Raw genomic sequence first — 25,167 nt, forward strand, 5'->3', positions numbered from 1 at the left:
ATGGCAAAAACGCCGAGCCTCGGGCGAAACTAAGCGGATTGCTTCTGAATAGCCGACAAGCAGCCTTTGAACCACGCCTGCATTCCGGCGACGGGTCCAACATGTGGTTGGATGCATCGAAATAGGCCGCAATCGATCTCGCCAACAACAGGGGAGGCAACATATGCCGGCGCTCAAGTTCAAAGACATATCGGATCTAGTTGCAAAATGGATAAGCATTGTCGCGGCGATTTCGGTGGAGTTATTTGGCTAAACACCTATGTAGACAGCAAGAGAAATGAGGTCACTGGACGGCAGCAGGAAAGCATTAAATTCGTCAGAGAATATAATAATCCGGATACCTTGAAGCTCAGGCAGGATTATTTCGGCGTGAAGCAAGCAGTTCATAACGACGTCGATGAAAAGAGATCGCGTCGCTGGGAAGTTTGGATGCGGCTTTGGCCGAAGCCGAGCGTCTAATCCGCAGCACTGCGTTGAGAATCACACTAAATAACAACAAGGGTTTGGAAATGCGAAGACTGATCGAACTCTTCGACCGAATTGCAGCTTGTGTCGAACATCAACGTCTGCGACAAGCAGGTAGTTTATCGATTTCTCAACGCTGAGGCTTACGACATTCGCTACGTGCTGATGGACTTCATCAACCAAGTAAAACGAACCCGTCCAGATTTTGGCAGTGGCATCGAGGCACTCTCGTACAGGCCGAAGGCTTGACCAGGCTTCCGGCCGAAATCGAACCCGTGACTTGTGATGAATGCGCCATGCCAGCGCACTCCTTACCGTCGAACCGGCAGTGGCGCGCCTTGCGACGCTGCGCGCTACGGAGAAAGACATCGCGGTCGTGCGATGGGCGCGTTCGGGTTGGAGAGCGACTTCACACTCGGACCCGCGGCGGCGGAACAGCGGCGCGCAATGGTCGCCGCCAGGTTGCCTCGCCCTGGATGGTCGGACAGGCCGATGATCGTAGTGGCCATCGACGCGCATACCGGCGAGTTGGCTGCGTTCGACCGCGATTCCGGCGCCGACCTCGTGGACGCTGTCACCGCGAGTACCGCGATGCCTGGTCTGACACCCACGCACAGCATCAACGGCCCCCGCTACATCAACGGTGGCGTGCGCTCCGCCGAAAACGCCGACTTGGCCTCGGGCTATGTGAACGTCATGGTGCTCTCGCCGTTTGGCGGGCGGAGCGGGACACTACCGGCAGGCCAGTTCGAGGGCCTGCGCAGACCACCGGAATGGGGCGCGGACCTAGAGGGCCAGGTCGAGGGCCTGCGCAACCAGGGCAGCCGCGTCGTGGTGATCACACCGGACCCCGATTCCCGAGCCGCAAAGGGCACGAACCAGATGGATCTGGCGACCCGCATCCCCGCGGCCCGTGCCGGCTTCGCCCAAGGCAAGCAGGAAGCGACCCGCGTGACGTTCCTCTGACGATTGCACGCCGACGCCCAGCGCTACACCCGTCATCTGTGAGAAGCCCCTGAGGTTCGTGCCCGAGCCGGAAATCTAGCCAAGTGATGCCGCGGCCACCAGGATCGATGCTTGGCTAGAGGCAAGGCTTAGCGAAGGCAAGAAGGACTTCCAAACTCATCTCGACCTTGCGGCGCGTGCTGGTTCCACCAAGAGCAACGGCGACGAAACCGCGCGCTGTGTTTGCCCTGCTTGTGGGGTGCCGCGGCGCAATGCCGGCAGTTCGCTCGGCAGGGGAAGAACTCGCGACCAATTCCAAGCGCCGGTCTATTTTGCTCCTAATGATATGGATGCTCAAAGATCGCGATCAGCATGTTGCTGAGCAAATAGGCGCGATGCTGCCCGCAGGCCACCAAGGCGTAGCATGGGCATTGGGCTCCACGCTTCTCAAAGTCGAGGATACGACGATTACCGATCTTGGCGATCGTGCCGTTTGTGCGGAAGTCCTGCGCTATATGAAGATCAGGCCCGATGATCCCAAGCGTACTGCGAGGAGCCGTCGAAAGGGCAAAACTCGGAGATAGCCGGTACGCCAATCTGATCGCATTGCAATGCGAGTCGTGCTGATGGTTGCGGCTACTTTCCCCGCCACACGACGTGCAGGGCGCGGAACGTCACAAACACCGCGAACACGCTCAACAGCAACATGACAACCGGCTGGACGAACGGAAAGAAGGTTGTCGCATCCTTGCAGGCGTCTTTGTCTACGACTTCGCCGGCTAGCCGATAGTAGTCGCCGAAGATGCGTCCGAAGGTGGCATTTGCTGGAAACCGGAAGAAATCATGCGCACCGACGGCCAGGGAAGACCAATTGTCTTTGGTGATTTCGCTGCAAAGTCTGCCCTCGCCAAGGAACACACGCCAGAAATGCCCTAACGCAAAAAGAGGCAGGATCGAGAAGAAAACATAGGCGAGAACCTGGCCCTTTCGCCCAAGGCCTATCGACGGCGAAGCATCCCAAAGCCGGAACGGATATCGCTCGTACCAGGTCGGGCCCGAGCGATGGGCATGCTCGCGCATGACCGCTGCGCTAAGGATGAGCAAGATCGACAGGATCAGGATGCCCCACATCGCAACGATGGAGTCCAGCAGACCTGGCACGAACGAAAAGCCGACGCTCGCACTGAGCTTGGGGTCGATGTCCGAACCTTGAGTCTGGCCATGTGCAACAATGGCGAACAGGTTTGTCGCAAGCGCGAGCGAGAGCCAGAGCTTCTGTGTTGTCGCAAGCGTAATCCCATTGATCGCGGGATCATCGCTCGGCTTCGTCTTCGGTGCTTCGAGCTTCGAATTCATCGACGTCCCTCACTTCACAGGTTGAGCAACAGTCCGGCTACCGCCGGCAAGGTGCCTTCGACGACCAGACTTGGCTTGGCGCCGATCATGACGAAGCGGCCGGTAGAGAGCGTCACGCCGAGGGCCTGAACCGCCGGCGGCAGTGTCAGACCCGCGTCAGGCGCAGATAGGGCCTCATTCAGCAGCGCGCCCAACTTGTCGCTTACCAAGTCGTCGAGATTCAATGCTTTAGCGGCGTTTCGCGTGAAATCGTTCGAGATGTTGAACTCCGCGATACGACCGGTGAGCGCGACACGATTGTCGGCCACCGTTGGCACGAAATAAGCCACAACGCTGCCATTGGAGCTTGGCACGACTTCGGGGCGCACGTGAAAATGCACCTTGGCGCGAAGCGCCGGACCTTCGATCGAAAGAAGGGTGCCGTTGTGTGTCAGCTTGCCGCCGAGGTCGATGTTTCGCTTTGTCCAAACGGCCCCGATCAAGGGATTGACCTTGGCCACAAGGTCGGACAGGTCAATCGTCAACGCGATGGCCACGGGCTGCGCGGGATCATTTCTGTTAGCGGTGATGCCAACTGGGAATTTGATCTCGATCCCTTCGATGGTTTTGGAAATGACGGTAGCCGGCAGCTCGACGCTTTTGGCGTATCCCGGCAATAGTCCAACGATCATCCAGAGGCATGCCGTGACCAGTCTAATTCCCATTGTCGCGCTCCTCCGTGCTCTGTTCACTCGCCATCGCCGCTGGTGTTCCAGACTCGCGATCAAACTCAACGCGGCCTAGTCGATCGCCATCCAGTCTGCCTCATAGGCACTACCCTTGATCCTGCTCTTGTCGGGCCGGTCGTAGACGATCAAGTGGCCGGGCTTCCCGTTACGCTCGAGAAAGCACAACCCTTCCGGTTTTTCGCTGCCGGTCGGCCAATCGTAGAGCTTTTCGGGGTGCTGGATCAGCGGGGTTGCTGCCGGCTGCCAGCGATAGAGGCGAAACGGCTCCATGGCATCGCCCACCGGGCCGGCGATGATAAAAATGGCGCTTCCATTCCGACTAAGGTCACGGATCGCGAGGCTGCCGAGATCGAGAAAGGACAACCTGTAGCTCTTTACCTCCAGATCCTTGTTGAGCCTGAGGTGAACGACCAGCGCGCTGTTGTCGAGCCGCGGACCGCGAAGCCCCAGAAGCGCCTCGTTTTCGGTTACCACCAGACCTTCAATATCGAGGCCGTTCTCCTTGCTCGGCAGATCGAGGAACGGCTTGAGATAGGCATCGCCGGCCAGCACGGCGCGAATGGAACCCACGCCCTTTCTCGGGGCGACTTTCACCTTGCCCAGGCGCGATGCATTGCCCTTGAGGTCGATGCGCGCCAGCAGATGCCGGCTCGGCCGCGCGCGGATTTTTGACCGAAGTAGGTCCTTGTCGTCATCGTCGGAGGCCAGGCGGACATGGCAATGGGAGCCGCAAAGCCAGAGTGCTCCCTGCGCGACATCGACCGCTTCCAGGTCGAGTTCGGCACCGCCCTTGCTTTCCCCGGCGCCGGGCCAGCGCGCGATCAAGTCATCAATTCGATACTGGCGGGTCAGCATATACCCGGCTTCGTGTGCCTCCAGGCACTCGAATGTCCGCCCTTCGTCCGAAACGGTCCACAGCAGGCTCCCGTCGGCCGCTAACCCCGACAGATTGTGCAACAAATCCTCCGAGGCGGCCGCCGCATAGTCGAGCCGCACGCGTTGGGCCGGGTTCTTCGCCATCGCGCCCTTCAGCTCTGAAACGGTATGGTGCGACCAGGCTGCTGTGCCTGTTCCTTGGTATAGGAAACGCCATGCACCTTGATGCCCCGCTCGTCGAGCAAGGTAATGATGCCGCCCTTGTTCGACAGCGCAACGGGCGCGACGATCTCGACGACCCGGGCCGCGCCGGCTTCGATGGTGCCGGCCAACTTCATGCGCTGCTTCTGCTTGTCGGCGATCGCCCAGCCTGACAGGTCGACGGCCACGTCTGCCGTATTGAGCAGGGTCACGGTCTCGCGCTCCGGCGATTTCGTGTCGTTGACATAGGCGGCGATGATCCGGATCAGCCCGTCTGGCACCTCGAAAGTCGGGATGTTGTCACGCTCGATCGGAGTGTGCGGATCCTTTGGATGTTCCGCGTCGGGTGCCAGGATGACGTTTCCCGTGGCATCGTCGGTATGCCAGGCCTGCGTCTGGAACTTCAAGAAGACGGCCATCCACTGCCCCTCGTCGGGAAAATTGAACAGCAGCGCGCCGTCCTGATAGACGCCATTGTCCTTCTCATATTTGCCGGGCGGATTGCCTTGGTTCATATGGATATCGTGAATGCCCTGGCCGGGTTTGAAGCCGAAAAACTTGTCGGCGGTTGCCGGCTCTGGCCCCCACGGCGCGCCGAAGGCATAGACCATGGCGTTCTCATCGGACATGGCGCGTTGCACAAAGGCGTCGATCTTCTCGTTCAGGTCGTTGTCGGGTCCGGCCGCGTCATAGGGCAGGGGTTGGAATTCCCAAGGCTGACCAACGTTGCCGCGGATGAAGTCAATCGCCATACCGCCAGGGGCGGATACCAGCTTGTGCAGCCCCGGTTCCAGCGCGGCGAGCCCGTCGATGACCGGGTGTTCGAACGGCGCACGCACCAGGAACGCGACCTCGCTGCCATCGCCTGACTCGACATTGATGGCGATCCGGTACGGATCGCCATTGGCGGATATCAGCACCTGGTAATGCTTGTTCTTCTTCATCCCCAAGCGGTTATTGGTCGGGCGCCCCTTGAGCACTGCATACGGTATCGGCATCGCACATCCTCCACGAATCGGCGTCAGGAAATTCGACAGCATCACAATTTTATGGGCACGTTTCCCGGCCGCCGCTCCGCGGCGACCTACTGATCGAGAATCGTGTATTCGAAATAGAGATCGGTCGCGGTTACATTGGCGACGAATTTCTGCCAGTCGGCCTTGATGGCCCCATCTGGCAGCTCCGGGTCGAAATCGGTGTCCGACTTGAACAGCCGTCCGCTGGTCTTGGCCTCCAGATCCTCGCGGATGGCCTTGAGCGGATGCTCCCAGTGTGGGTCGTTTTCATCCCACGCCCATTGGGTGTTGGCGGGAATGACGGCGACGAATTCCTTGGCGTGTGCGCCCAGAGCCATCCAGTCGAGATTGGCGTAGTCGCTGTCGGCCTCGCCTTTCAGAGTCGCATTATGGCTGCCATGGTGCCCGACCTTGTAGAAGACCGTCCGCGCCAGCAGATCCTGTACCGTCACGGTCCTGGCCTGGGCGCCACCTTGGGCGGGAATCTGGAAAGGCGCAGCAGCCCATGACATCCATGAGCCGTACTGGGCATCGCCCGGGAACAGCAACACCTTGCGGCTGTTGACCAGCTCGATGGCCACGACCAGGCTCGAATTGTTGAGTTCGGTGTTGATCTTGTCGGCAAACCAGCCGGCGGCTGCCAGCCACTCGATATTGATGCGCCGCCATTCCTCGCCCGTCGGCGGCGCGAAATAGCCAAAGAATGCGGCAATCTCGCTGCTCCACTCCGGCCCGTTCTCCACCAGTTTCAGACCGGGAGCGAACGGGTCGTGGCTTTCGGCATCTTCCCCCAGGAAGCCGTGATCCGCTCCCAAGAACATCCCGTCCAGGCCGCCGATGAAGCCAAAGCCCAGGCCGTGGCCGCGATCCGTCCTTTCATACATCCGCGCCTGCCCTGCCGCATCGCTTTTTGCGGGCTCGTCTTCGTTGAGACGGTCGTCGCGCGGGGGACCCAACGGATAGAGCCTGAGGCCGCTCACTCCATTTAGCGCGAAAGGGGTTTCGTGAGGCGAAAAATAGCGTGGTTTCCCGACCTTGCTGGTCACATAATCCATGCATTTGGCGACGCTGAGGCCCTGGACAATGGCTGCGCTTTCGGCGGCTCCGAACACGCTGCCATCCGTCGGACCCAGTTTCTTCAGAAAGTCCGCGTCGGCCCCCTCGAATGCGAGCATCGCGTCAACGAAATCCAAAGTCTGTTTTACGTCCTCGCCCGCGGCGGCGAGCCCCGCCAGTCGCCGTCGCGCCGCCAGCAGCCGCATTAGCGCCTGAAGCTTCATCTGGCGCAATTGCTGCGCTTCGGTATCGTCCGGATTGGCGGTCCAGCCCAGAAGTACGTCGCCGAATGTGATGTCGTCGAACATCGATTTCCCGCCAAACTTTGCGAGAAACATGTTGGTGTGATCCTGGTGCTCGTGCGTGATTAATACCGCATGAATGTGCCCGCCGGTGGCGTCCCGGATATTGGCTATGACGTCCTCGATCGTGGCCTTGATCTCCGAGCCTGGCTTCAGCCCACAATCGATCAGCAGATAGAACGGATTGCCGGCATCGTCGGGCATGGCCAGAAGGAAACAGTCGCCATGTCCTTGGCGATACATCCTGATGGTAACCCCGCTTGGCGGCGCCTGCAGTTGCGGTGCTGGCATCTTCGTCCCCTAATCCCGGTGCACGGCAGCGAACGGATTGCTCACCCGTCCGGGCGCGACCGGCCCTTGAAAGGCGTTCTGCACCGAGACTGGGTTGCTCAGCAGGAATTGCCGCAGCGCATCGAGTTCGCCATTGTCGCAGATATTCTTGTCGGTGCGCGCCACCCAGCGGATTTCACCGGTCCGCTGATTGACCACCAGGGTGCAGCCGCGGCGGAAGGTGAAATCGCCCTTGCCCGCTGTGTCGCCGGTCGGCTTGGCTTCGTCGGCAGCTTGCTGGTCTTTCGTGTCGAAATAGCCGGCCCGGCGCTGTGTGATCTCGATAACCAGGTCGGGCACCAGGTTGGTTTTGCTGCCGCGCCGCAGCGCAGCCCGCACCGAGTGGACCTCGAAGACAGGCCGGCCTTTCCTCCGATTGACCGTGCCCGGCACCTTGTCCTTCGTGCCGGTGACGATACCCATTGCCTCGAGCAACCCGGCGCGCTTCGGCCGCGCCAGCCATTCGTGCACTTCGGAGGCGGCGCTGTTCATCAGGTCATAGGCATCCTTGCGGTCAGTCTCGTTGTCGACATCAGCCTTCATCCCCGGTGGCACCGCCCGTCCTAGGGCGGGATTGCCCGCTTGCAGTAACAAGCCTTCGAGTGACACGTTGCGTACCGCCCGCGGCCGGATGCCGAACAGCGAGAACGACTGCATAATCGCGGTGCGGTAGTTGTGCTCGTCCGCCGGGTAGAGATCTGCGTCGGCGGTAACGATGGCCTGGAGATAATCGCCAAAGGTGACGTTGACAGGCGGACAATAGTCCAGCGCCCGGATGCACATCTGCAGTACGTGCTCCGACGTCTTGGCCGCCTCGTCGGCCAGACGATTGACCAGGTCGATATTGAGTTCCCCGGCCGGTAACTGGCCCGTCCCCTGCGAAGCAATGCGCAACAGGTCGACGACCCGGGCTTTGTACATCTTGAGGAAGGCGTCGAACACCGCAGCGACCAGGATCGCGCCTCGTTCATGGGCTTCTGTGGCGTCGCGCAGGTAGGTGGGGTTGGGCTTGTAGCGCTGCCAATTGCCCTGGCCGTCGACATAGCCCAGCGCATCGCGCAACGCCTCGCCGCGGCGCGTGGCACGGCCGAACTGCTGCGCCAACTGCCCCAGCATGTTCTGCTTGTCGAGGTCGCCGCGCGTGCGCCCGATCTGGTCTTTCAGCACATCGGAATTGGAGAAATGCTGGAAGATTGCCACGATATCCGCAAATCCCTCATGCAGGCCGAGCACATCGACATTGGTTGACTCGGCAAAGCGCCGGTGCAAGCCGTCGAGCAAAGCGTGCGTCACCTCATGTGCGATGACGTCATGCGACAAGCAGGTGAAGACCGTGGTGCCGGGCGCGACGGCGGTGGAATCGGGAGGCACCTGAAAATAGCCGAACAATACGGCCTTCTTGTCCGGGTTGTAGTAAGCATTGGCCTCGCGCAGCGCATGCGGATAAAGCCGCAGCCGAGGCACATACTCATAGCTCTTGTCCGGCAGACGGCGCGGGGCCCACAATGCCGAGCGCCCCAGCGCACGCTCGAACTTGTCGATCGTGATCATCGCCACGGCATAGACCATTTGCTGGTGGAATTGTGGATTGAGCTCGGAGGGGTTGAGCCCGTCCTGTGCGAGAACGAAAGTCTCGTTGAGATCGACGGGGGCGTAGTAGCAGCCGCTCGCCGGGTCGTAGTCCACCACCTCCAGGTAATTGCCGACCGGCCCCAACATCTGTGGGCGGCTGAGCACGCCCTCGATCCTCGGATTGCTTTCCCAGGGCACCATCAGGGTTAGTTCATTGAGCCCAACCGTTTCGTGCCGGGCGGCAAGGCCAGGATCGATGGCGTAGACGCGCAGACGGCGGAATTCGGGCGAACGCCTGACCATGAATGCCCCCCCATTTACCCCAGTCGACGATAATACTTTCACATAACCGAGGTTGCTGCAAGCTGGAGAATATTACTGTCATAATTCACCGGGTAGAACTTCGTTGTAATCTTGCCCCCTGTCATTGCGTGTTTGAGCGGCAAGCCAGACTTTAAAGTCTTACCCGCCGGACGAGTGGACAGAACAACACAGGGTCCGCGGTCAGCGGATGGATGCCTACTTGACCCTCAGACGATACGACAAAGCAAAATTTGAGCGGGCGACCCGCGAGTCCAAAGCCGTGCTGCCAGGGAAGCAAAAACCGCCCACCTCACAAAGCAGCGCCTGGAACGGCAGACGCCAACTTCATTACCCGAGCCGGTTGCCGTAAAGCGAACATCCATCCACCGAAAGCCGACGCGCAAAATCATCGAGATCGACTGACTGGATAGCGTTGCTTAGCCATGATGGAACGCCTGATTTTTGACAAGCCGGCAACAAAAGCAGACCGTCAACTTCCGGCCCATTGCGGTCATTCGCGAGTATGGATCTGGCTGACTGGTATTGGCGCGAAGGAGGCATTGGACGGCTAATTTGAGCGGGCGGCGGGTGGGCGGAACCATACGGAACGATACGGGAAGGATGTCCGACATGTCCCCACGAAAAAGCCAATGAAATCAATGATTTTTCTACGTCCTCCGGGCCCACCAGATTATTATATATCAATAACTTGCGCCTAATTCTTCGAGTTTGAATTGAGTGCTGTCGGGCAAATCTATGGCTTCTGGGTGAAATGGTTTTGGGCCCGTTCGTCAATTTTCTCCGTTTCGTTGATGGCACCGTCACACGTAGCCCAACATTCCTGGCTTCAAAAGACCTTTCAGCGATGCGTGCGGTAATCGGCGGCAACGACGTGCAATCAGGCAGGTTCTGACCTCAGCCGCATCCTCAAAATGCTCGAAGGTGCTGGTCAGTTCGGTTGATCTCGGGGGCAAAGGCGCTGCAGTGAGCGCGATAGCAGGCTCCAGGGAGAACCGTCCGGATCCTCGGGCCTTGTAGCGTCATTTGTCTACGCACCGCAGACGCGATCGCTCCTTGCCGGTCCAACGGTGCGGGCGTTCAGTCTCGATAACGACAGCAGCGTCACTGGGATCGTCTGGGGGGCGCGCAGCCGGAGTTGCCCTCCGAGGTTTTCGTTCCGATGGGCGGCGCGGCTGCTGCTCTTCCCAATTGCTCAACAGAGAGCGGATTCCGCTAAACACCAGGGCTATAGCTTCGTCGCGACCGACATCATCGGCAGCCGCCTTGCGCAGCCAAAGCCCACCGATCAGGGCCGCGATGACAAGGCTTCCCTCACGAAGGCGTGCCTGATCGAATATCCCATCAAACACCGAAGCCAGATTCGAGCGCAGCCGCTGGTAAGGCAGCCGCTGCAGTCGGGCATATTGCGGATTTACGCCCGCAGAGCTTCTTGCGCAAAACTGGCTTTAGAACGCTTCTTGGATGTCAGCGGACTAGCAGGCTTTAAGGCTGCCTGCAGGTGCTCCGCGTGTTCGATGGACTGCACGCACGGAGCACCCTGGGCCTTGGGAGGCAACGCTTGCTCAGTGCGGCCCAGCCATTAGGGCATATGCGCTAAGATAGGTGTTGCAGCGGGGAATCGGTTGTGATTCTACGCTGCGATGACTCACGAATCGCTTGTAGATGACGGCTGGGCCGAGACGATTGAACTCCTCGGCGGTGAAGAGTTGATCACAGGGAGTGCTCGCGAGACGAGGGCGTTCCTGCGGCCGCGGGGTGTCAGGTCGGCTACTGATCTGTTGCGCCTGACGCTGGCTTATTGCCTTGGCAAGGTGGGCATGCGGGGCGTCGTGGCCTGGGCGGCGGCAAGCGGGATCGCCGACATCTCGGATGTGGCGTTGCTCGGCCGGCTGCGCAATGCAGGGCCGTGGCTGCAGCAGTTGATTGGGTATCTTTTGAAGCGCGAGGAGAAAGGCCTGGCCAAAGGCCGGCTGATCCGCATCCTCGATGCGACGGCGGTTGCCAAGGCCGGTGTGCATGAGAAGAAGAACAATGGCCTTTGGCGGATGCACTGCGCCTTCGAGCTTGAGCGCGAGCAGTTCGATTTCATCGAGATCACCGACCAGAGCGAGGCCGAGCTGATCGACCGCGTGCCGGTGATACCGGGCGAGATCCGCATCGGCGACCGCGCCTATCTGCAGGCCGAGCGGATCGCAAAGGTCCTGGCGCAAGGCGGCGACGTTCTCGTGCGCGCGGCGTGGAAGAATGTGCGATGGCTCGACGCCAGCGGCACGGCGTTCGATCTCATCGGCCACCTGAAGAGCTGCCGCGAGGAGGTCATCGAAACGCCTGTCTGGCTGGGCCTCAAGAAGGGCGATCCCCTGAAGATGCGCCTGATCGCCTTGCGCAAATCCGAGGCCGCGGCACAAGAAGCACGACGCAAGATCAACAAGGAAGCCAAGGCCAAGGGCACGCAGGTTCGACAGGAGACGCTGATTGCTGCCGGCTTCGTGATCCTTGTGACCTCGCTCGACCAGGATGAGTTTGACGCCGACACAGTTCTCAAGCTCTATCGCATGCGCTGGCGCATCGAGCTCGCCTTCAAACGTCTGAAGAGCCTGATCGGACTGCGCGCTCCCCCCGCCAAAGACCCAAGGATCGCAAAGCCTTGGATTCTTGCCCACTTCCTCATCGCGCTTGTGACCGAACCCCTCTCGCAGGAGTTTGGTGTCTCTCCCCCTTGAGCGACGGGCGGCCCGCTACTGTGGCGCGCCACCCGCCAGATCGTCGCCTCTCTGATCGCAGCGATCTTTGCTCAACCTCCCTTGGCAATCCTGCGCCAAAATCTCCCTGCCTTGCGACATCGATGGCGTGAGCCACCACGAAAGCGCAAATTTCAGTCCATGCCAAAACTATCTTAGCGCATATGGCCATTAGGGGCGGCTCGCCACTGTCGTTCCGAAGTGATGAGTATGGCGCCCCATCAGGCTGTAGTGTAGGCTTTAACTCGCTGGGAGGAACGGGTTCGAAATGAACTGCGTCAGTGATCGCGTCCTCGAGGATTATGTCAGCTCCTTTCGCACCGATCATAATCGTGGCTGCATTCGTATTCCCACCGATGAGGGCAGGCATGATCGAGGAGTCGACGACGCGTAAGCCCGTGAGGCCGCGCACACGAAGGCGCGGATCCACAACTGCTGCGTTATCGACTCCCATCCGACAGCTTCCGACGGGATGGTAGTCTGTCTCAGCTGATTGCCTGACATAGTCCAAGATTTCTTGATCGGTCTTGATGTTCGGCAGCGGAGCGTAGGCACCCGAGACAAACGGCCTGAAAGCGTTCGATTCCATGACTTCGCGCCCAATCCGCACGCAGGCGATCATCTTTTTAACGTCGACCGGATCAGCCATGTAGTTCGGGTCGATGAGAGGGGCGTGGTTGGGATCGCTGGACGCGAGTTTCACCTCGCCACGACTTAGCGGTCGCATATTGTTGTTGTGGAGCGTGATGCCGCTTCCGATCTCCTTCTTGAAACCGTGCTCGATAACCCACGCAGGAAGGAAATGAACCGAAATGTCTGGCTGCTCGAGGCCGGGTTCGCTCTTGGTATAGGCCACGGCCTCGCATCCGGATGAAGATACCGGACCCGTCCGCGACAACAAATAGCGGGCGCCGTGCAGATACTTCCGTGGAAAATGCGCGTCACGGTCGTAGGTCAGCGGCGTCGACGCGCGATAGAGAGTGGCGGCGTCCAAATGATCTTGAAGGCCCTTTCCAACACCTGGCAGGTCGTGAACCACGGGGACTCCGAGGGGCCGCAGTTCGTCGGCTGGTCCTATCCCCGAGAGAAGAAGCATTTTCGGCGAATTGAACGCCCCGGCGCTCACGATTACTTCGCGCGTTGATCGGATTGTCCTACGGGTCTTGTTTTCGATAATCTCGACCCCGACGGCTCGCTGCCGCTCGACGAGAATCTTGCTCACCACAGTGTTGGCACAGACGTCCAGATTTTGGCGGGAGCGTCTTGCCGGGTGAAGGAATGCGCGAGCTGCGCTGAGGCGCCGGCCATTTTTAACCGTGTGCTGGAAATACCCGGCTCCATACTGCTGGGTGCCATTGAAATCGTCGTTGTTCGGGATACCGATTTCGGTGCAGGCTTGGAGGAACACCTCCGTCAGGGGGTTCCGGTAGGTGAAGTCGGTGACGTTGAGCGGTCCGGCGTTTCCATGAAACTGGTCTCGGATCCGCGTGTTCGCCTCTAGGCGCTTGAAGATGGGCAGGACGTCTTCATAGGCCCAGCCCGTGCAACCTTGGCGTGCCCAATTGTCGTAGTCCTGGCGGCTTCCCCGAATATAGATCATCCCGTTGATCGAGCTTGTTCCGCCAATCGCCTTGCCCTGCGGGATGAACATCCGCCGGTTGTTCATGTGTTTCTGCGGAACTGTCTTGAAGGCCCAGTTGTAGCTGGTTCCTTCAATGAGGCTTTGGATCCCCGCAGGCATGTGGATCATGGGTGACCAGTCCCAACGACCCGCTTCGATCACCAGAACCCGATGATCGGCATTTCGACTGAGTTCACTGGCAAGGACGCATCCGGCAGATCCGGCGCCGATGATGATGTAGTCGTACTCGCTATGCATATTTCCTCCGCCGAACGGTCGGCTATGGGTCGGGATGCGAGAGCAATCGCCCGCCGCAGTATTCAAACTGAGACAATCCGGCCCGTCATCGTGGCGTGGCCGGATAAGTGAGGCGTATGTCCGACGCTTACCGTTCAGGCCACCAATCGCGGCCGGATGGCGTCGGCGCCCGGTATGGGCCGCAGCTTAGCGCTTTGTGCCGCCTTCCAAAGACGGTCAAGCTCCGCGGGGCCCAGGCGCAGTTGCGGCGAGCGCACTGCGGGCGAGGAAATGGCACCCACCATGAAGGCGACCTCTTTGTAGCGCGTGTGGAGGTCCGCATAGGGGAATCCGTAAATCGCGTGATTGAGGGGAGCAAGCCGCGTGTGCAGGGATTGTGCCGAATACAGGTCACCTTCCTGGATGAACTGGAGCATCGACACGCACTCGTAGGGTGCCAAGGCAGCGAGACCCGACAGGATGCCGTCTCCGCCGGTCGACAGGTTATGGAAAAATGAAGAGCCCACCGATGGCAGGCATACGATGTTCTTATTCAGCGACTTGAGCGCGTAATAGTCGCGATCGTAGCGGACGCAGTCCCCGGCCTGCGCCATTTTCACGCCAACGACGTGGTCAATCTCGGTCGCCATTTTGACCAGCGCCTCATGTGGATAAGATAGTTGGTCGCCGGACGCGAGTTGGAAGAGCAGCATGGGCATGTCGAGCCCTTCGGCGATCTCCTTGTGGTAGTGGAAGGCATATTCCGGGCTATGGTTGGCGTTGTAAGCCGACAGGTAAGGCGAACAGACCATCACCGCGTCCGCCCCGGCTTCCTTCACCTCCTCGCCGCGTCTGATCGTCGCCGGCGGTGCCCAGTCCATGATAGCTGCCACGATCGCCTGATCCGGGCGAGCATTTTCACGGTGTACGGCAACGGCCCGCTGCCTTTCTTCGGGCGAGAGCGAGGGCGCCTCGGCTGCAAAGGCGTTCACGACGAACCCGCGAATGCCAGCGACTGATGCAAGGTCCCGCGTGCGTTTGGCCATTTCGACCCAGTCCACGCTGAGGTCTTCTGAAAACGGAGTGATATTGGCAATCAGGACGCCGCCGTCGAGTTTCATGACTGTATCTCCTAGTGATTATTCGGCTGCTTGTGATTTCTGGTCGGCTGGCATGTAGACGATCCCATCGTCGAGGAGCCGCTCGATCTCGGGAAGGCTGAACCCCAGTTCTCCCAAGATCTCGATTGTGTGCGAACCGGTCGCCGTCGATAGCGTATGCAGAGGCGGCACCTGGTCGTCATACCGTAGCGGGTGATTCACGAGCGTTGCCGTTTCGCCATTGACGTCGACGTGACGAAAGACGTTGTTTGCTGCGATCTGCGGATCGTTCGCGACGTCCTCGTAATCCTGAACTATCCCGTACCAGACGCCGTGCCCATCAAATGCTTTTGCCAGATCATCATACGTCCAATGCTTGACCGCTTCGGCTACAGTGGCCGCCAGTTCGTCCCGGTCGGCGTACCGGTCCAGATGCTGCAAAGCCCGAAGTGCGTCGCTGTCGAGCGCTTCAGCCAGCTTTGGGATTTCATTCGTTGGAATGACAACGTCTCTGTCGGCAATTTTATAGACGCCGTAGGGTGCCTCGTGGAACCAGGAGATGAGATTTTCCTGCCTTTCGAAGACCGATCGGCCTGGACGGCTGGACATATAGTTCGTCAAAGGCTCCGTCTGCAGATCGAGACCTGAGTTCAGCAAACTGCCCTGAACATGCGTGCCTTGGCCGGTCGTGAGCTTCTTCACGTAGGCGGCAGTTACCCCGAGCGCGAGCAGAGCCCCGCCATGCTGGTCGACCACCGCACAACCGATCGCCGTCGGGCGGTCATGGGGACCGGTTGCCGCAACCAGGCCCGAACGTGCCTGAATAATCAAATCCTGTGCGGTGCGCCCGACCATCGGCCCGTGTAGGCCCCATCCGGTGCCGCTCGCGAAAATGATGTCGGGTTTGCGTTTGCGCAGGTCCTCATAAGCCAGTCCAAGCTTTTCCATGACGCCTGTGCGGAAATTCTCCACCACGACATCCGCCTGATCAATGAGGCGAAGGACCAGTTCCTTTCCCTCAGGGTTCTTCAAGTCGACGGCAAAGCTACGCTTGTTGCGGTTTGCGGCCAGAAAGAAACCGCTTACACCACCGACAAATACGTTCGCGCCAGACCAATGCCTCTCGAACGGTCCCTTTGCAGGCTCGATTTTGATGACATCAGCACCCATGTCCGCGAGGTATTGTGTGCACGCTGGGCCCTGCAGAAAATGACAGAAGCTGACGACCTTCATGCCGTTAAGCAACATCCTGGTTATTCCTTGTTTATGCGCGACACGCTATTGCGCCGCTCGAAGGGAGCGCACTCCGGTCTCGATCGTCGCAGCGGTTGGGCGAGGCGCGCTGTGCGCAGTGGTCAAGCTGAGCCCAGATATCGGATCGAAGACATGAATGTGTTCCGCGGAAAAGGTGAGAGAGACTGGCTCTCCGGAAGCAAGCCTGAGGAAGGGGTCAACCCGCGTGACGGTGATCTGCCGATCATCGACGCGGACCTGAACGAGTTGCTCGGACCCCAGCAACTCCGTGAGATCGACGGTCCCTGAAGCAAGCCTCTCGCGGCCTCCGTGGCTCCCCCCGAGTTGAATGTGCTCCGGCCGAATTCCGACGAGGGCCGTTGATCCGTGGAAGTTGCTAAGCGCCTCCACAAGGCGCGGCGGCACAGCGAATTCCATGCTGCCCGCCTGGAAAACCTGTCCTCCAGCACGATCGATTATGGCCGCCTCGATAAGATTCATTGGAGGCGAGCCGACGAAGGTGGCGACAAATACGTTACTCGGGCGATGGTAGATATCCTCAGGAGACCCAGCTTGTTGAACGATGCCTTGCGACATAACGACGACACGGTCGCCAAGTGTCATCGCTTCCACCTGATCATGTGTGACGTAGATCGACGTCGCGCTAATGCGAGCCTTCAGGCGCTTCAGCTCCTGGCGCATTTCCAAACGAAGCTTCGCGTCCAAATTGGAAAGCGGTTCGTCGAACAGGAATACCTTGGGATGGCGGACGAGACAGCGTCCGAGCGCGACCCGCTGCTGCTGGCCGCCGGAAAGCTGCCGCGGTTTACGCTCAAGCAGCTTCTCGATACCTAACACGTCCGCCGCACGTTTTATTTCCCGTGCGACCTGTTCACGTGTGGCCCCTCGGTTGCGGAGACCGAACGCCATGTTGTCGTAGACATTCATATTGGGGTAGAGCGCGTAGTTCTGGAACACCATCGCGATATCGCGTTCAGCGGGAGAAAGGTCGTTCGCGCGTCTGCCGCCGATCAACAGATCGCCAGAGGAGATCGACTCGAGCCCGGCGACCATCCGCAAAGTCGTCGTCTTGCCGCAGCCCGACGGGCCGACAAGGACAACAAACTCGTCCGATTGTATCGCAAGCTGCACGTCCTTTACGACGTGCACGGCGCCGTAAAGCTTGTTCAAATTGATCAGTTCAACACCCTGCATACCGGAGTCTCATTCCCTTTGGTGGGCACATCGGGGCCGCTTACCCTTGACGATGCGATTTGATCGTGGTGTAACCGCTTACAAATGAAATGTCCAGAGGGTGGCCGTGACAACTGCAAACCAACAGTTTGCCTTCAATCATGCGACCTTCGGCTGGAATCTGCCCTTCGTTGATTTCGTGTCTGTCGTGGCGGAAGCGGGCGCGGGCGGCGTGGGCGTCTGGTCGGACAGGCTAGGCGGCCTTTCGCCCGAAGAGGCGCATCGGCGGATCGAGGACGCCGGCCTGAAGATCACCGCACTCAATCGAGGTGGCTTCTTTGTGGCTGGCTCCGCAGACGGCCGCCAGCAGGCCATCGACGAGACTCTTCGACAAATCGACATTGCTTGCCGCATCGGAGCGAGGGTGTTGCTCGTCGTGCCAGGCGGGATGTCCGACGAGGTCCGCGACATCGAGCGCGCCCGCGATCAGGTTCGAGAGGGGTTGGATGCTGTGACCGCCCATGCTTCGGCCGCCAGGATCCGCCTTGGAATCGAGCCGTTTCACCCGGCGCTCACAGCGAGCCGTGGCGTTATCAATACGCTGGATTCCGCGCTCGACCTTTGCGACGGGCTTGGCCTGCCGCTCGGCGTGGTTTTGGATATCTACCATCTTTGGTGGGATCCGAACGTATTGGCAGCCATTGCTCGGGCGGGCGATCGCATTCTCGGGCATCATTTGTGCGACTGGAAGCTTCATCCGGCAGATGTGTTGACGGATCGCGCGATTATGGGCGACGGCGTAGCTGACGTTGCGGGTATAACCCGTGCGGCCCGACGGGCGGGCTATAGCGGGTTGCTGGAGATCGAGATCTTTTCTAAAAACGACCTGTGGCTGCGCCCTGCGCGGGAGGTTGCGAGTCTTTGCTTGGAAAGGGCGCGGGATTGCCTTGCGGGCGGTCTCTAGGCGTAGCGCACGGCATCCTTTGAAATGCTGCGCGTGTGCAAACGATTGATCAAGCGGATGGCCCTCTTTTCACGACCGTAGTGGTTGCGATATTGGCCCTGGCCGCATTATGAGACAGGGTGATGATCTGGCGACTTGACTGGGAAATGGGTAGGTATGACCAATTGACGACCGCGGCAGTAACCGACCCTGGGATGCCGAGATTGGAAAAGGCGTGACGATTTCTCGAAACGACAAAGTGCCGAGAAGCCGCGTGCAGAGCGGCAGCCGCCAACAACCGCGCCTCGCAGACGTCGCCGAGGCAGCAAATGTCAGCACGGCCACCGTCTCACGGGTCATTAACACGCCCGGTGTGGTTTCCGACGAAGTCAGGGAGCGGGTGCAAAGGGCCATCGAGGGCTTGAGCTGGGTTCCAAATGCATCGGCAATCGCGTTGGCGACAAACCGTACGCGCACCGTCGGGGCGATCATGCCCACATTGGATCACCAGAACTTCGCCCGTATTGTCGAGAGGTTACAGGCTACCCTTTCGGCTTCGCGTTACGATCTGCTGATCAGTTGCACACACTACGATCGTGGGTCCGCAACCCACCAGGCAAGGACAATGGTCGAACGCGGGGTGGAGGCCTTGGTTCTCGTCGGCGCCGATCAGCCCGAAGATTTGTTCGCGCTCATGGACCGGCAAAAGACGCCGCATGTGCTGTTGTACGTGGCGCCTGGTAGCGTTCCCACGCGACAGGTTGTCGGCTACGACAACTATAAATCCTTTGGCCTGATCACCCAGCATCTAATCGAGCTTGGGCACCGTTCATTCGGTCTCATCGCTCAGTCGACGGTTTTCAATGACCGCGCGCGAGCCCGACAGGAAGGCGTTCGGGATACACTGGCTGAGCAAGGTCTGGCTATACGCCCGCGCCACTTCGTCGAAGGAAATTGGAAAGTTGAGGACGGCATGAAGGCGTTTCAGGCCATCATGTCGACCGGCGATCCGCCGACAGCCGTAGTCTGCGGCAACGACTATCTGGCGATCGGTTGTCTGCTCCAGGCGCGCGCCATGGGACTGGACGTGCCGCGCGATGTTTCGGTAACCGGCTTTGATGATGTCGACATGGCGCGACTACTGGACCCTGGTCTTACGACCATGCGGGTTCCGGATGCCGAGGTCGGAACGATGACTGGCCAGTATCTGGTCGATGTGCTCGAGGGGCGGGCCGCGGTCCTGGGCAATGTGCCGGCACCCGAACTGATCCTGCGCGGTTCGACCGCCGAGCCAATCTCAACAAAACCGTAGGGAGACTCACAAATGTACCGGCTAGCTTCAGACCTCAAAAATTGTAAGCGCTTACCAATTGGTATGATCGGAGGTGGGGCCGGATCGTTCTTCGCTCCCTATCACCGGGCGGCGATGCGCTTGAGCGACCGGTGGTATCTGGCCGCAGGGGTCTTTTCCTCTGATCCGGAAAAATCGATGAGTGCTGGCGGCGCTCTCGGCGTCGAGGAAACGCGTGTGTACCCGGATGCCGCCACTCTAGCGCGCGAGGAACGAGGCCGCGCCGATGGTGTGAAGGCGGTCGCTGTGGTCACCCCGAACCACCTTCATTTCGAGGCCTGTCATACCCTTCTGCAGGCCGGCATCGGTGTTATCTGCGACAAGCCGCTGGTGAATGACCTCGATGAGGCCAAGGCACTTAGGAAACTGGCAAAGAACCAGGGTGTCTTCTTTGGAATGACCTACACGTATTGCGGATATCCGATGGTGCGCGAGGCGCGCGCCCGGATTCTGGCTGACGACATCGGTCCAATCCGTTTCGCCTATGCAGAGTATCTACAGGAGTGGCTGGCCGACAAACCGGAGAATTTGGGAGCCAAAGCAGATGGTTGGCGCACTGACCCGACGAAAGCCGGGCCAACAGGGACAATGGGCGACGTCGGAACCCACGCCTTCAACCTTCTGGAATTTGTCACCGGAGCCCGTGTCTCGGAGCTGTCGGCGACCCTTCTTACAACGGTTGAGGGCAGGCAACTCGACGACAACGATATCCTCAAATTGCGTTTTGATCACGGGTTTTCAGGCCTCGTCTGGGCGACCCAGGCCGCTCCGGGACACAGAAACGGATTGCGATTCAAGATCGTCGGCACGCGAGGAAGCCTCGAGTGGCGGCAGGAAGCGCCAGAGACCCTGTTTATCGGCCGCTTGGGAGAGCCCGATTCGATCCTGCATCGCGGGCAGAGGACCATGACGCCGGCTGGAGCGGGTGAGGTTACGCTTCCGGCGGGAAATCCGGAAGGCTATCTGGAAGCCTTGGCTATCCTGTACAGCGACTTCGCGGATGCCGTAGGGGCGGAAGCTGGAGGCGATCGGTCTCCATCAGCGCATTTCCCTTATCCCGATCTGGAAGAAGGCTTGCGCGGCGTAGCTCTATGTGCCGCTGCCCTGGAATCCAACCGGAATGACGGCAGGTGGACTCATCTCGCCGTGTAATGACCCTGTTGACAATCTTCTGTAAGCGGTTACATTGCCGACGACTTGATAGGTGGAATGATGATCCAAGCGAGAAGACATGAACGAGATAGCTGACGCAAAAGTCTGGCTGACGCCCAAGCAACCGCGTGAGTTTAAGCTCCTGATCGATGGGAGCTTGGAGAGCGGCAGTTCGGGCGAGTGGATAGAGCGGAACAGTCCGGCGCACCGCGCCGCCGTTAGTCGGTATCCGAGGGCAGGTGAAGTCGATGCCGAAAAGGCAGTCGCCGCGGCGAAGCGCGCTTTCGACGAAGGCCCCTGGCCGCGCCTGACAGGCGCAGAGCGAGCACGCTTGCTCCTGCGGGTCGCCGATCTCATCCGCGAGCATCGAAGCGAACTGGCGCTTATCGAGGCCTTGGAGGGTGGAAAGCCCGTGTCGTCCGTCGAGGGCGAGATCGACGTCTCCGTTGATCTTTGGGAATATGCCGCGACCCTGGCGCGCCATTGCTACGGCGACACCTACGATTCCCTCGGGGACAAGACGATGGGCTTGGTACTTCGCCAGCCGATTGGTGTGGTGGCGATGATCACGCCGTGGAATTTCCCACTCCTCATCCTCAGCCAAAAGCTACCGTTTGCACTGGCTGTCGGATGTACGGCGGTGGTCAAGCCGAGCGAGCTTACCTCGGGTACGGCCCTGAGGCTCGGCGAACTTCTTCTCGAGGCAGGACTCCCGCGGGGGGTCGTAAACATTCTCGCGGGCTCCGGCTCGGCCCTTGGATCGGTCTTGTGCAAGCACCCCGACGTGGCCATGGTGTCATTCACCGGTTCGACCGCCGTCGGGAAAACCATCAGCCACTATGCCGCCGACACACTCAAGCGTGTCTCCTTGGAGCTTGGCGGCAAGGCTGCGCACATTGTGTTCGAAGACGCGGATCTCGATGCTGCGGCAGACAAGGTCGCATTCGGAATCCTGCACAATGCGGGTCAGTGTTGTGTAAGCGGTACCAGACTCTTGGTTCAGAGGGGAATCGCAGACCGCTTTTCCCAGACTGTAGCGGGCTTGATGAAGTCGGTGCCCTTCGGCGATCCGTTGGACCCGCACGTCAAGGTGGGGCCGGTGATTTCGCGGCAGCAGTACGACACGATCACCTCCTACATCGAGACTGGCAAGCAAGAGGGTGCCAAGCTGGTTCTTGGCGGGGTCGCCAACGAGGAACGGAACGGCGTCGCCGGATACTTCGTCGAGCCGACAGTTTTCACCGACGTCACGCCATCCATGCGGATCGCCCAGGAAGAGATCTTCGGGCCTGTCCTGTCGGTGATCCCGTTTGACACGATCGACGACGCCATTCGGATCGCCAATGGCACCATTTACGGGCTGGCGACTGGGGTGTGGACCAGCAACGTCGACACCGCCTTTCAATGCGCGCGCGAAATCCGTTCCGGCACCGTGGAAATCAACACCTACATCGCCGGCGCCGCCGAACTCCCGCTGGTCGGGCATCGACAGAGTGGCGTGGGACACGAGAAGGGGCGTTTCGCCGTCGAAGAATTCACGGAACTCAAGACGGTGCAATTTCAATTTGGGCCGCTGAAGGACCGCTGGGTTCCGCGCTCGTAGCAACTTGGACCGGCTGGAGAAGACCAGCCGTAGACCAAGACAACGAAAGGGAGGAAGTGAAATGACAACAAAATTCACCCGTCGCGGGTTGATGAAGACCGGCTTGGCGCTCGCTGGCGGGACGGCAATCGGTTCGGCCGGATGGACGCCGGCCAAGGCCGCCGGGAAGCTCGAGATTTTCTCCTGGTGGACGTCCGGCGGCGAGGCAGCGGCTCTTGATGCCCTGACTTCCTCCTATGCTCAGAAGTTTCCAGGAACGGACCTCGTCAACGCGACTGTCGCGGGCGGCAGCGGTACCAATGCGCTACCGGTTCTGCAGGCTCGTCTGGCCGGCGGCAACCCGCCTGACAGTTGGCAGGGCAATACTGGGACGGCCTTCTTCAATTCCTATGTCGATCCAGGATTCGTGGAGGACATCACAAATTTGTATGAAAGCGAGGGCTGGATCGACAAGATCCCTCCCGCGGTTCTCGACCTCATTCGCAAAGATGGTCACTACTACGCCGTGCATGTGGGCGCCCACCGCTGCAACGAGGTCTGGTTCAACAAGAAGGTGCTCGCGAAGAACGGTATCGAAATCGGCGACACCTTGTCGTTCGATCAATTCTTCGCAGCCGCCGAGAAGTTGAAGAAGGTCGGGGTGAACGCACTCGCCGTCGGCGACAACGGCATCTGGGCCAATCAGCGCATGTTCGAGAACACCTTCAACGGTGTCCTCGGCTACGACCAGACCCAGAAATTGTGGAAGGGTGAACTCGCCTTCAACGCGCCCGAGATGAAGGAGGCGATGAAGATTCACCTGCGGATGCTGGAGTTCCAGAATCCCGATCATTCCGCCCTGAGTTGGGATCAGGCTGTGGGCAAGGTGATCAACGGCTCGTCAGCCTTCAACATGATGGGCGACTGGGCCTATGGCGAGTTCGTCAAAGCAGGCGCCAAGGACGACGTGGATTTCGGATGGGTCAGCCATCCCGGCACCGACGACATCTTCATCATCGTCACAGACTGTTTCCCGATAGCGAAGGGCGCGCCAAATGCCGTCGAGGCCCAGAACTGGTTGAAGACGATTGGCTCGGCCGAGGCGCAGCTCGCCTTCAGCTTGAAGAAGGGCGCGGTGGCGCCGAGGCTCGACGTCGACAAGTCGAAGCTGCCTCCGTACCTGAAGTGGTCCTACAACAAGTTCGCGACGAACAAGTTCATCGGCTCCAGCGTGAACGGTGAACAGGTTCCCAGCTCGTTCATCCAGGCAAGCACCGATGCTCTGACGACCTTCGTGGTGAGCAAGAACGTCGATCGTTTCGCCGATGCGCTGAAGGCCGCACAAGACGCCATCAAGAGCTGATCAACGTTCGGAGCCGCACGCCGCGGTGCGGCTCCGAAACGCAACAGGTCGGGCCAATCGCGAGTGATCGGAGACGCCAATGGCACGCTCATCGTCTGAACGATGATTGCGCCGCTGCGAGACTGCAAAACCGCATTTTTATCCAGGGAGGACTTCAGTGAACAACAGGGTGACGCGTCGTGGTGTGATGAAGGACGGCTTGGCCTTGGCCAGCGGAGCGGCAGCTGCTTCGATCTTTGGACCGAGCACCAAGGCTTGGGCGGCAGGCAAACTTGAGATTTTCTCGTGGTGGACGTCCGGGGGCGAAGCCGCCGCTCTGGAAACCTTGACGTCTGCCTACCTGAAAACGTTCCCCGGCACCGAGTTGGTCAACGCGACCGTGGCTGGCGGGGGCGGCACCAATGCCCTGCCGGTTCTGCAGGCCCGTCTTTCGGGGGGCAATCCGCCCGACAGTTGGCAGACCATCAGCGGGCGCGCGCTTCTCGACACCTACGCCGCGCCTGGCTTCGCCGAGGACATCACGGATCTGTATGAAAGCGAAGGCTGGATCGACAAGATCCCGCCCGCGGTGCTCGATCTCATTCGCAAAGACGGACGCTACTATGGCGTAAACACCGGCGCTCATCGCAGCAACGAGGTTTGGTTTAACAAGAAGGTGCTTGCGAAGAACGGTATCGAAATCGGCGACACCTTGACGTTCGATCAATTCTTCGCAGCCGCCGAGAAGTTACAAAAGGCCGGAGTGAATGCACTCGCCGTCGGCGACAACGGCATCTGGGCCAATCAGCGCATGTTCGAGAACACCTTCAACGGCGTTCTCGGCTACGACCAAACCCAGAAATTGTGGAAGGGTGAACTCGCCTTTAATGCGCCCGAGATGAAGGAGGCGATGAAGATTCACCTGCGGATGCTGGAATTCCAGAATCCCGATCATTCCGCCCTGAGTTGGGATCAGGCTGTGGGCAAGGTGATCAACGGCTCGTCGGCCTTCAACATGATGGGCGACTGGGCCTATGGCGAGTTCGTCAAAGCAGGCGCCAAGGACGACGTGGATTTCGGATGGGTCAGTCATCCCGGCACCGACGACATCTTCATCATCGTCACCGACTGCTTCACGGTTGCCAAAGGCGCGCCAAATGCCGTCGAGGCCCGGAACTGGTTGAAGGCGATCGGCTCGGCCGAGGCGCAGCTCGCCTTCAGCTTGAAGAAGGGCGCGGTGGCGCCGAGGCTCGACATCGACAAGTCGAAGCTGCCCCCGTACCTGAAGTGGTCCTACGACAAGTTCGCGACGAACAAGTTCACCGGCTCCAGCGTGAACGGCGAACAGGTGCCGGCCTCGTTCGTGCAGGCTAGCGCTGATGCTCTCACCTCCTTCGTAGTGAGCAAGAACGTCGATCGTTTCGCCGATGCGCTGAAGGCCGCGCAAGACGCCATCAAGATTTGAACCAAGCGTTCGAACTGGCTCGCATGGCGAGCCAG

19 protein-coding genes and 1 pseudogene are annotated in these 25,167 nt (G+C 59.8%); 9 read left to right on the plus strand and 11 right to left on the minus strand.

Going from position 1 to position 25,167, the window contains the following annotated elements; genetic code table 11:
- Positions 1–207 precede the first annotated feature (207 nt).
- Positions 208–459 carry a hypothetical protein gene (locus ACZ89F_RS06135; protein WP_476090863.1) on the plus strand — a complete coding sequence of 84 codons (252 nt, stop codon included), beginning with the start codon at positions 208–210 and terminating at the stop codon, positions 457–459.
- A 387-nt stretch (positions 460–846) separates the two neighbouring features.
- Positions 847–1,431 carry a patatin-like phospholipase family protein gene (locus tag ACZ89F_RS06140; RefSeq protein WP_476090864.1) on the plus strand — a complete coding sequence of 195 codons (585 nt, stop codon included), beginning with the start codon at positions 847–849 and terminating at the stop codon, positions 1,429–1,431.
- A 615-nt stretch (positions 1,432–2,046) separates the two neighbouring features.
- Here ACZ89F_RS06140 and ACZ89F_RS06145 read toward each other — a convergent pair.
- The 7 genes and pseudogenes from ACZ89F_RS06145 to ACZ89F_RS06175 form a co-directional block, all read right to left on the minus strand.
- Positions 2,047–2,766: a hypothetical protein gene (locus ACZ89F_RS06145; protein ID WP_476090865.1), complete on the minus strand. Its 720-nt coding sequence runs from the start codon at positions 2,764–2,766 to the stop codon at positions 2,047–2,049.
- Positions 2,767–2,780: 14 nt separating this feature from the next.
- Positions 2,781–3,470 carry a hypothetical protein gene (locus ACZ89F_RS06150; RefSeq protein WP_476090866.1) on the minus strand — a complete coding sequence of 230 codons (690 nt, stop codon included), beginning with the start codon at positions 3,468–3,470 and terminating at the stop codon, positions 2,781–2,783.
- 75 nt (positions 3,471–3,545) lie between these two features.
- Positions 3,546–4,514: a DUF3616 domain-containing protein gene (locus tag ACZ89F_RS06155; RefSeq protein ID WP_476090867.1), complete on the minus strand. Its 969-nt coding sequence runs from the start codon at positions 4,512–4,514 to the stop codon at positions 3,546–3,548.
- A gap of 8 nt (positions 4,515–4,522) precedes the next feature.
- Entirely contained in the window at positions 4,523–5,569 is a 1,047-nt protein-coding gene (locus tag ACZ89F_RS06160) for a DUF2278 family protein (protein ID WP_476090868.1), read from the minus strand.
- A gap of 86 nt (positions 5,570–5,655) precedes the next feature.
- The gene (locus tag ACZ89F_RS06165) at positions 5,656–7,149 is read right to left on the minus strand and encodes a hypothetical protein (protein ID WP_476090869.1); all 1,494 of its coding nucleotides are present in this window, start codon (positions 7,147–7,149) and stop codon (positions 5,656–5,658) included.
- 96 nt (positions 7,150–7,245) lie between these two features.
- Positions 7,246–9,150: a hypothetical protein gene (locus ACZ89F_RS06170; protein WP_476090870.1), complete on the minus strand. Its 1,905-nt coding sequence runs from the start codon at positions 9,148–9,150 to the stop codon at positions 7,246–7,248.
- A gap of 1,040 nt (positions 9,151–10,190) precedes the next feature.
- Positions 10,191–10,583: pseudogene (locus ACZ89F_RS06175) on the minus strand (TetR family transcriptional regulator C-terminal domain-containing protein); the annotation flags it as partial.
- 228 nt (positions 10,584–10,811) lie between these two features.
- Here ACZ89F_RS06175 and ACZ89F_RS06180 point away from each other — a divergent pair.
- Positions 10,812–11,894 carry a transposase gene (locus ACZ89F_RS06180; protein ID WP_123150424.1) on the plus strand — a complete coding sequence of 361 codons (1,083 nt, stop codon included), beginning with the start codon at positions 10,812–10,814 and terminating at the stop codon, positions 11,892–11,894.
- On the opposite strand, the gene ACZ89F_RS06185 is transcribed toward ACZ89F_RS06180, so the two are convergent.
- The 4 genes from ACZ89F_RS06185 to ACZ89F_RS06200 form a co-directional block, all read right to left on the minus strand.
- A complete protein-coding gene (locus tag ACZ89F_RS06185) occupies positions 11,839–13,791 on the minus strand; it encodes a GMC family oxidoreductase (protein WP_476090871.1) in 1,953 nt (650 codons plus the stop codon). The two genes, ACZ89F_RS06180 and ACZ89F_RS06185, sit on opposite strands and share 56 nt — an antisense overlap.
- Before the next feature lie 134 nt (positions 13,792–13,925).
- Positions 13,926–14,891: a dihydrodipicolinate synthase family protein gene (locus ACZ89F_RS06190; RefSeq protein ID WP_476090872.1), complete on the minus strand. Its 966-nt coding sequence runs from the start codon at positions 14,889–14,891 to the stop codon at positions 13,926–13,928.
- Positions 14,892–14,909: 18 nt separating this feature from the next.
- Positions 14,910–16,118 carry a CaiB/BaiF CoA transferase family protein gene (locus tag ACZ89F_RS06195; protein ID WP_476090873.1) on the minus strand — a complete coding sequence of 403 codons (1,209 nt, stop codon included), beginning with the start codon at positions 16,116–16,118 and terminating at the stop codon, positions 14,910–14,912.
- A gap of 30 nt (positions 16,119–16,148) precedes the next feature.
- Entirely contained in the window at positions 16,149–17,318 is a 1,170-nt protein-coding gene (locus ACZ89F_RS06200) for an ABC transporter ATP-binding protein (RefSeq protein ID WP_476090874.1), read from the minus strand.
- Between the two features lie 106 nt (positions 17,319–17,424).
- On the opposite strand from ACZ89F_RS06200, the gene ACZ89F_RS06205 reads away from it, so the two are divergent.
- The 6 genes from ACZ89F_RS06205 to ACZ89F_RS06230 all read left to right on the plus strand — a co-directional run bounded on the left by ACZ89F_RS06205 (position 17,425) and on the right by ACZ89F_RS06230 (position 25,132).
- On the plus strand, positions 17,425–18,261 hold the full coding sequence (locus tag ACZ89F_RS06205; protein WP_476090875.1) for a sugar phosphate isomerase/epimerase family protein: 837 nt from the start codon (positions 17,425–17,427) through the stop codon (positions 18,259–18,261).
- 214 nt (positions 18,262–18,475) lie between these two features.
- Positions 18,476–19,552, plus strand: coding sequence for a LacI family DNA-binding transcriptional regulator (locus ACZ89F_RS06210; RefSeq protein WP_476090876.1), 1,077 nt, complete (start codon positions 18,476–18,478; stop codon positions 19,550–19,552).
- Between the two features lie 12 nt (positions 19,553–19,564).
- On the plus strand, positions 19,565–20,743 hold the full coding sequence (locus tag ACZ89F_RS06215) for a Gfo/Idh/MocA family protein (protein ID WP_476090877.1): 1,179 nt from the start codon (positions 19,565–19,567) through the stop codon (positions 20,741–20,743).
- A 79-nt stretch (positions 20,744–20,822) separates the two neighbouring features.
- Entirely contained in the window at positions 20,823–22,346 is a 1,524-nt protein-coding gene (locus ACZ89F_RS06220; protein WP_476090878.1) for an aldehyde dehydrogenase family protein, read from the plus strand.
- 61 nt (positions 22,347–22,407) lie between these two features.
- The gene (locus ACZ89F_RS06225; protein WP_476090879.1) at positions 22,408–23,688 is read left to right on the plus strand and encodes an ABC transporter substrate-binding protein; all 1,281 of its coding nucleotides are present in this window, start codon (positions 22,408–22,410) and stop codon (positions 23,686–23,688) included.
- Between the two features lie 157 nt (positions 23,689–23,845).
- A complete protein-coding gene (locus tag ACZ89F_RS06230) occupies positions 23,846–25,132 on the plus strand; it encodes an ABC transporter substrate-binding protein (protein ID WP_476090880.1) in 1,287 nt (428 codons plus the stop codon).
- Positions 25,133–25,167 lie beyond the last annotated feature (35 nt).

It is taken from the genome of Mesorhizobium sp. USDA 3734 (assembly GCF_056279665.1).

Bases quoted from the DNA above. Each gene is read 5' to 3' on its own strand.
- ACZ89F_RS06190 (WP_476090872.1), bottom strand. From the start codon at position 14,891: ATGAAACTCGACGGCGGCGTCCTGATTGCCAATATCACTCCGTTTTCA.
- ACZ89F_RS06145 (WP_476090865.1), bottom strand. From the start codon at position 2,766: ATGAATTCGAAGCTCGAAGCACCGAAGACGAAGCCGAGCGATGATCCC.
- ACZ89F_RS06165 (WP_476090869.1), bottom strand. From the start codon at position 7,149: ATGCCCGACGATGCCGGCAATCCGTTCTATCTGCTGATCGATTGTGGG.
- ACZ89F_RS06225 (WP_476090879.1), top strand. From the start codon at position 22,408: ATGACAACAAAATTCACCCGTCGCGGGTTGATGAAGACCGGCTTGGCG.
- ACZ89F_RS06180 (WP_123150424.1), top strand. From the start codon at position 10,812: ATGACTCACGAATCGCTTGTAGATGACGGCTGGGCCGAGACGATTGAA.
- ACZ89F_RS06135 (WP_476090863.1), top strand. From the start codon at position 208: ATGGATAAGCATTGTCGCGGCGATTTCGGTGGAGTTATTTGGCTAAAC.
- ACZ89F_RS06195 (WP_476090873.1), bottom strand. From the start codon at position 16,118: ATGTTGCTTAACGGCATGAAGGTCGTCAGCTTCTGTCATTTTCTGCAG.
- ACZ89F_RS06220 (WP_476090878.1), top strand. From the start codon at position 20,823: ATGAACGAGATAGCTGACGCAAAAGTCTGGCTGACGCCCAAGCAACCG.
- ACZ89F_RS06155 (WP_476090867.1), bottom strand. From the start codon at position 4,514: ATGGCGAAGAACCCGGCCCAACGCGTGCGGCTCGACTATGCGGCGGCC.
- ACZ89F_RS06170 (WP_476090870.1), bottom strand. From the start codon at position 9,150: ATGGTCAGGCGTTCGCCCGAATTCCGCCGTCTGCGCGTCTACGCCATC.
- ACZ89F_RS06215 (WP_476090877.1), top strand. From the start codon at position 19,565: ATGTACCGGCTAGCTTCAGACCTCAAAAATTGTAAGCGCTTACCAATT.
- ACZ89F_RS06140 (WP_476090864.1), top strand. From the start codon at position 847: ATGGGCGCGTTCGGGTTGGAGAGCGACTTCACACTCGGACCCGCGGCG.
- ACZ89F_RS06200 (WP_476090874.1), bottom strand. From the start codon at position 17,318: ATGCAGGGTGTTGAACTGATCAATTTGAACAAGCTTTACGGCGCCGTG.
- ACZ89F_RS06160 (WP_476090868.1), bottom strand. From the start codon at position 5,569: ATGCCGATACCGTATGCAGTGCTCAAGGGGCGCCCGACCAATAACCGC.
- ACZ89F_RS06150 (WP_476090866.1), bottom strand. From the start codon at position 3,470: ATGGGAATTAGACTGGTCACGGCATGCCTCTGGATGATCGTTGGACTA.
- ACZ89F_RS06185 (WP_476090871.1), bottom strand. From the start codon at position 13,791: ATGCATAGCGAGTACGACTACATCATCATCGGCGCCGGATCTGCCGGA.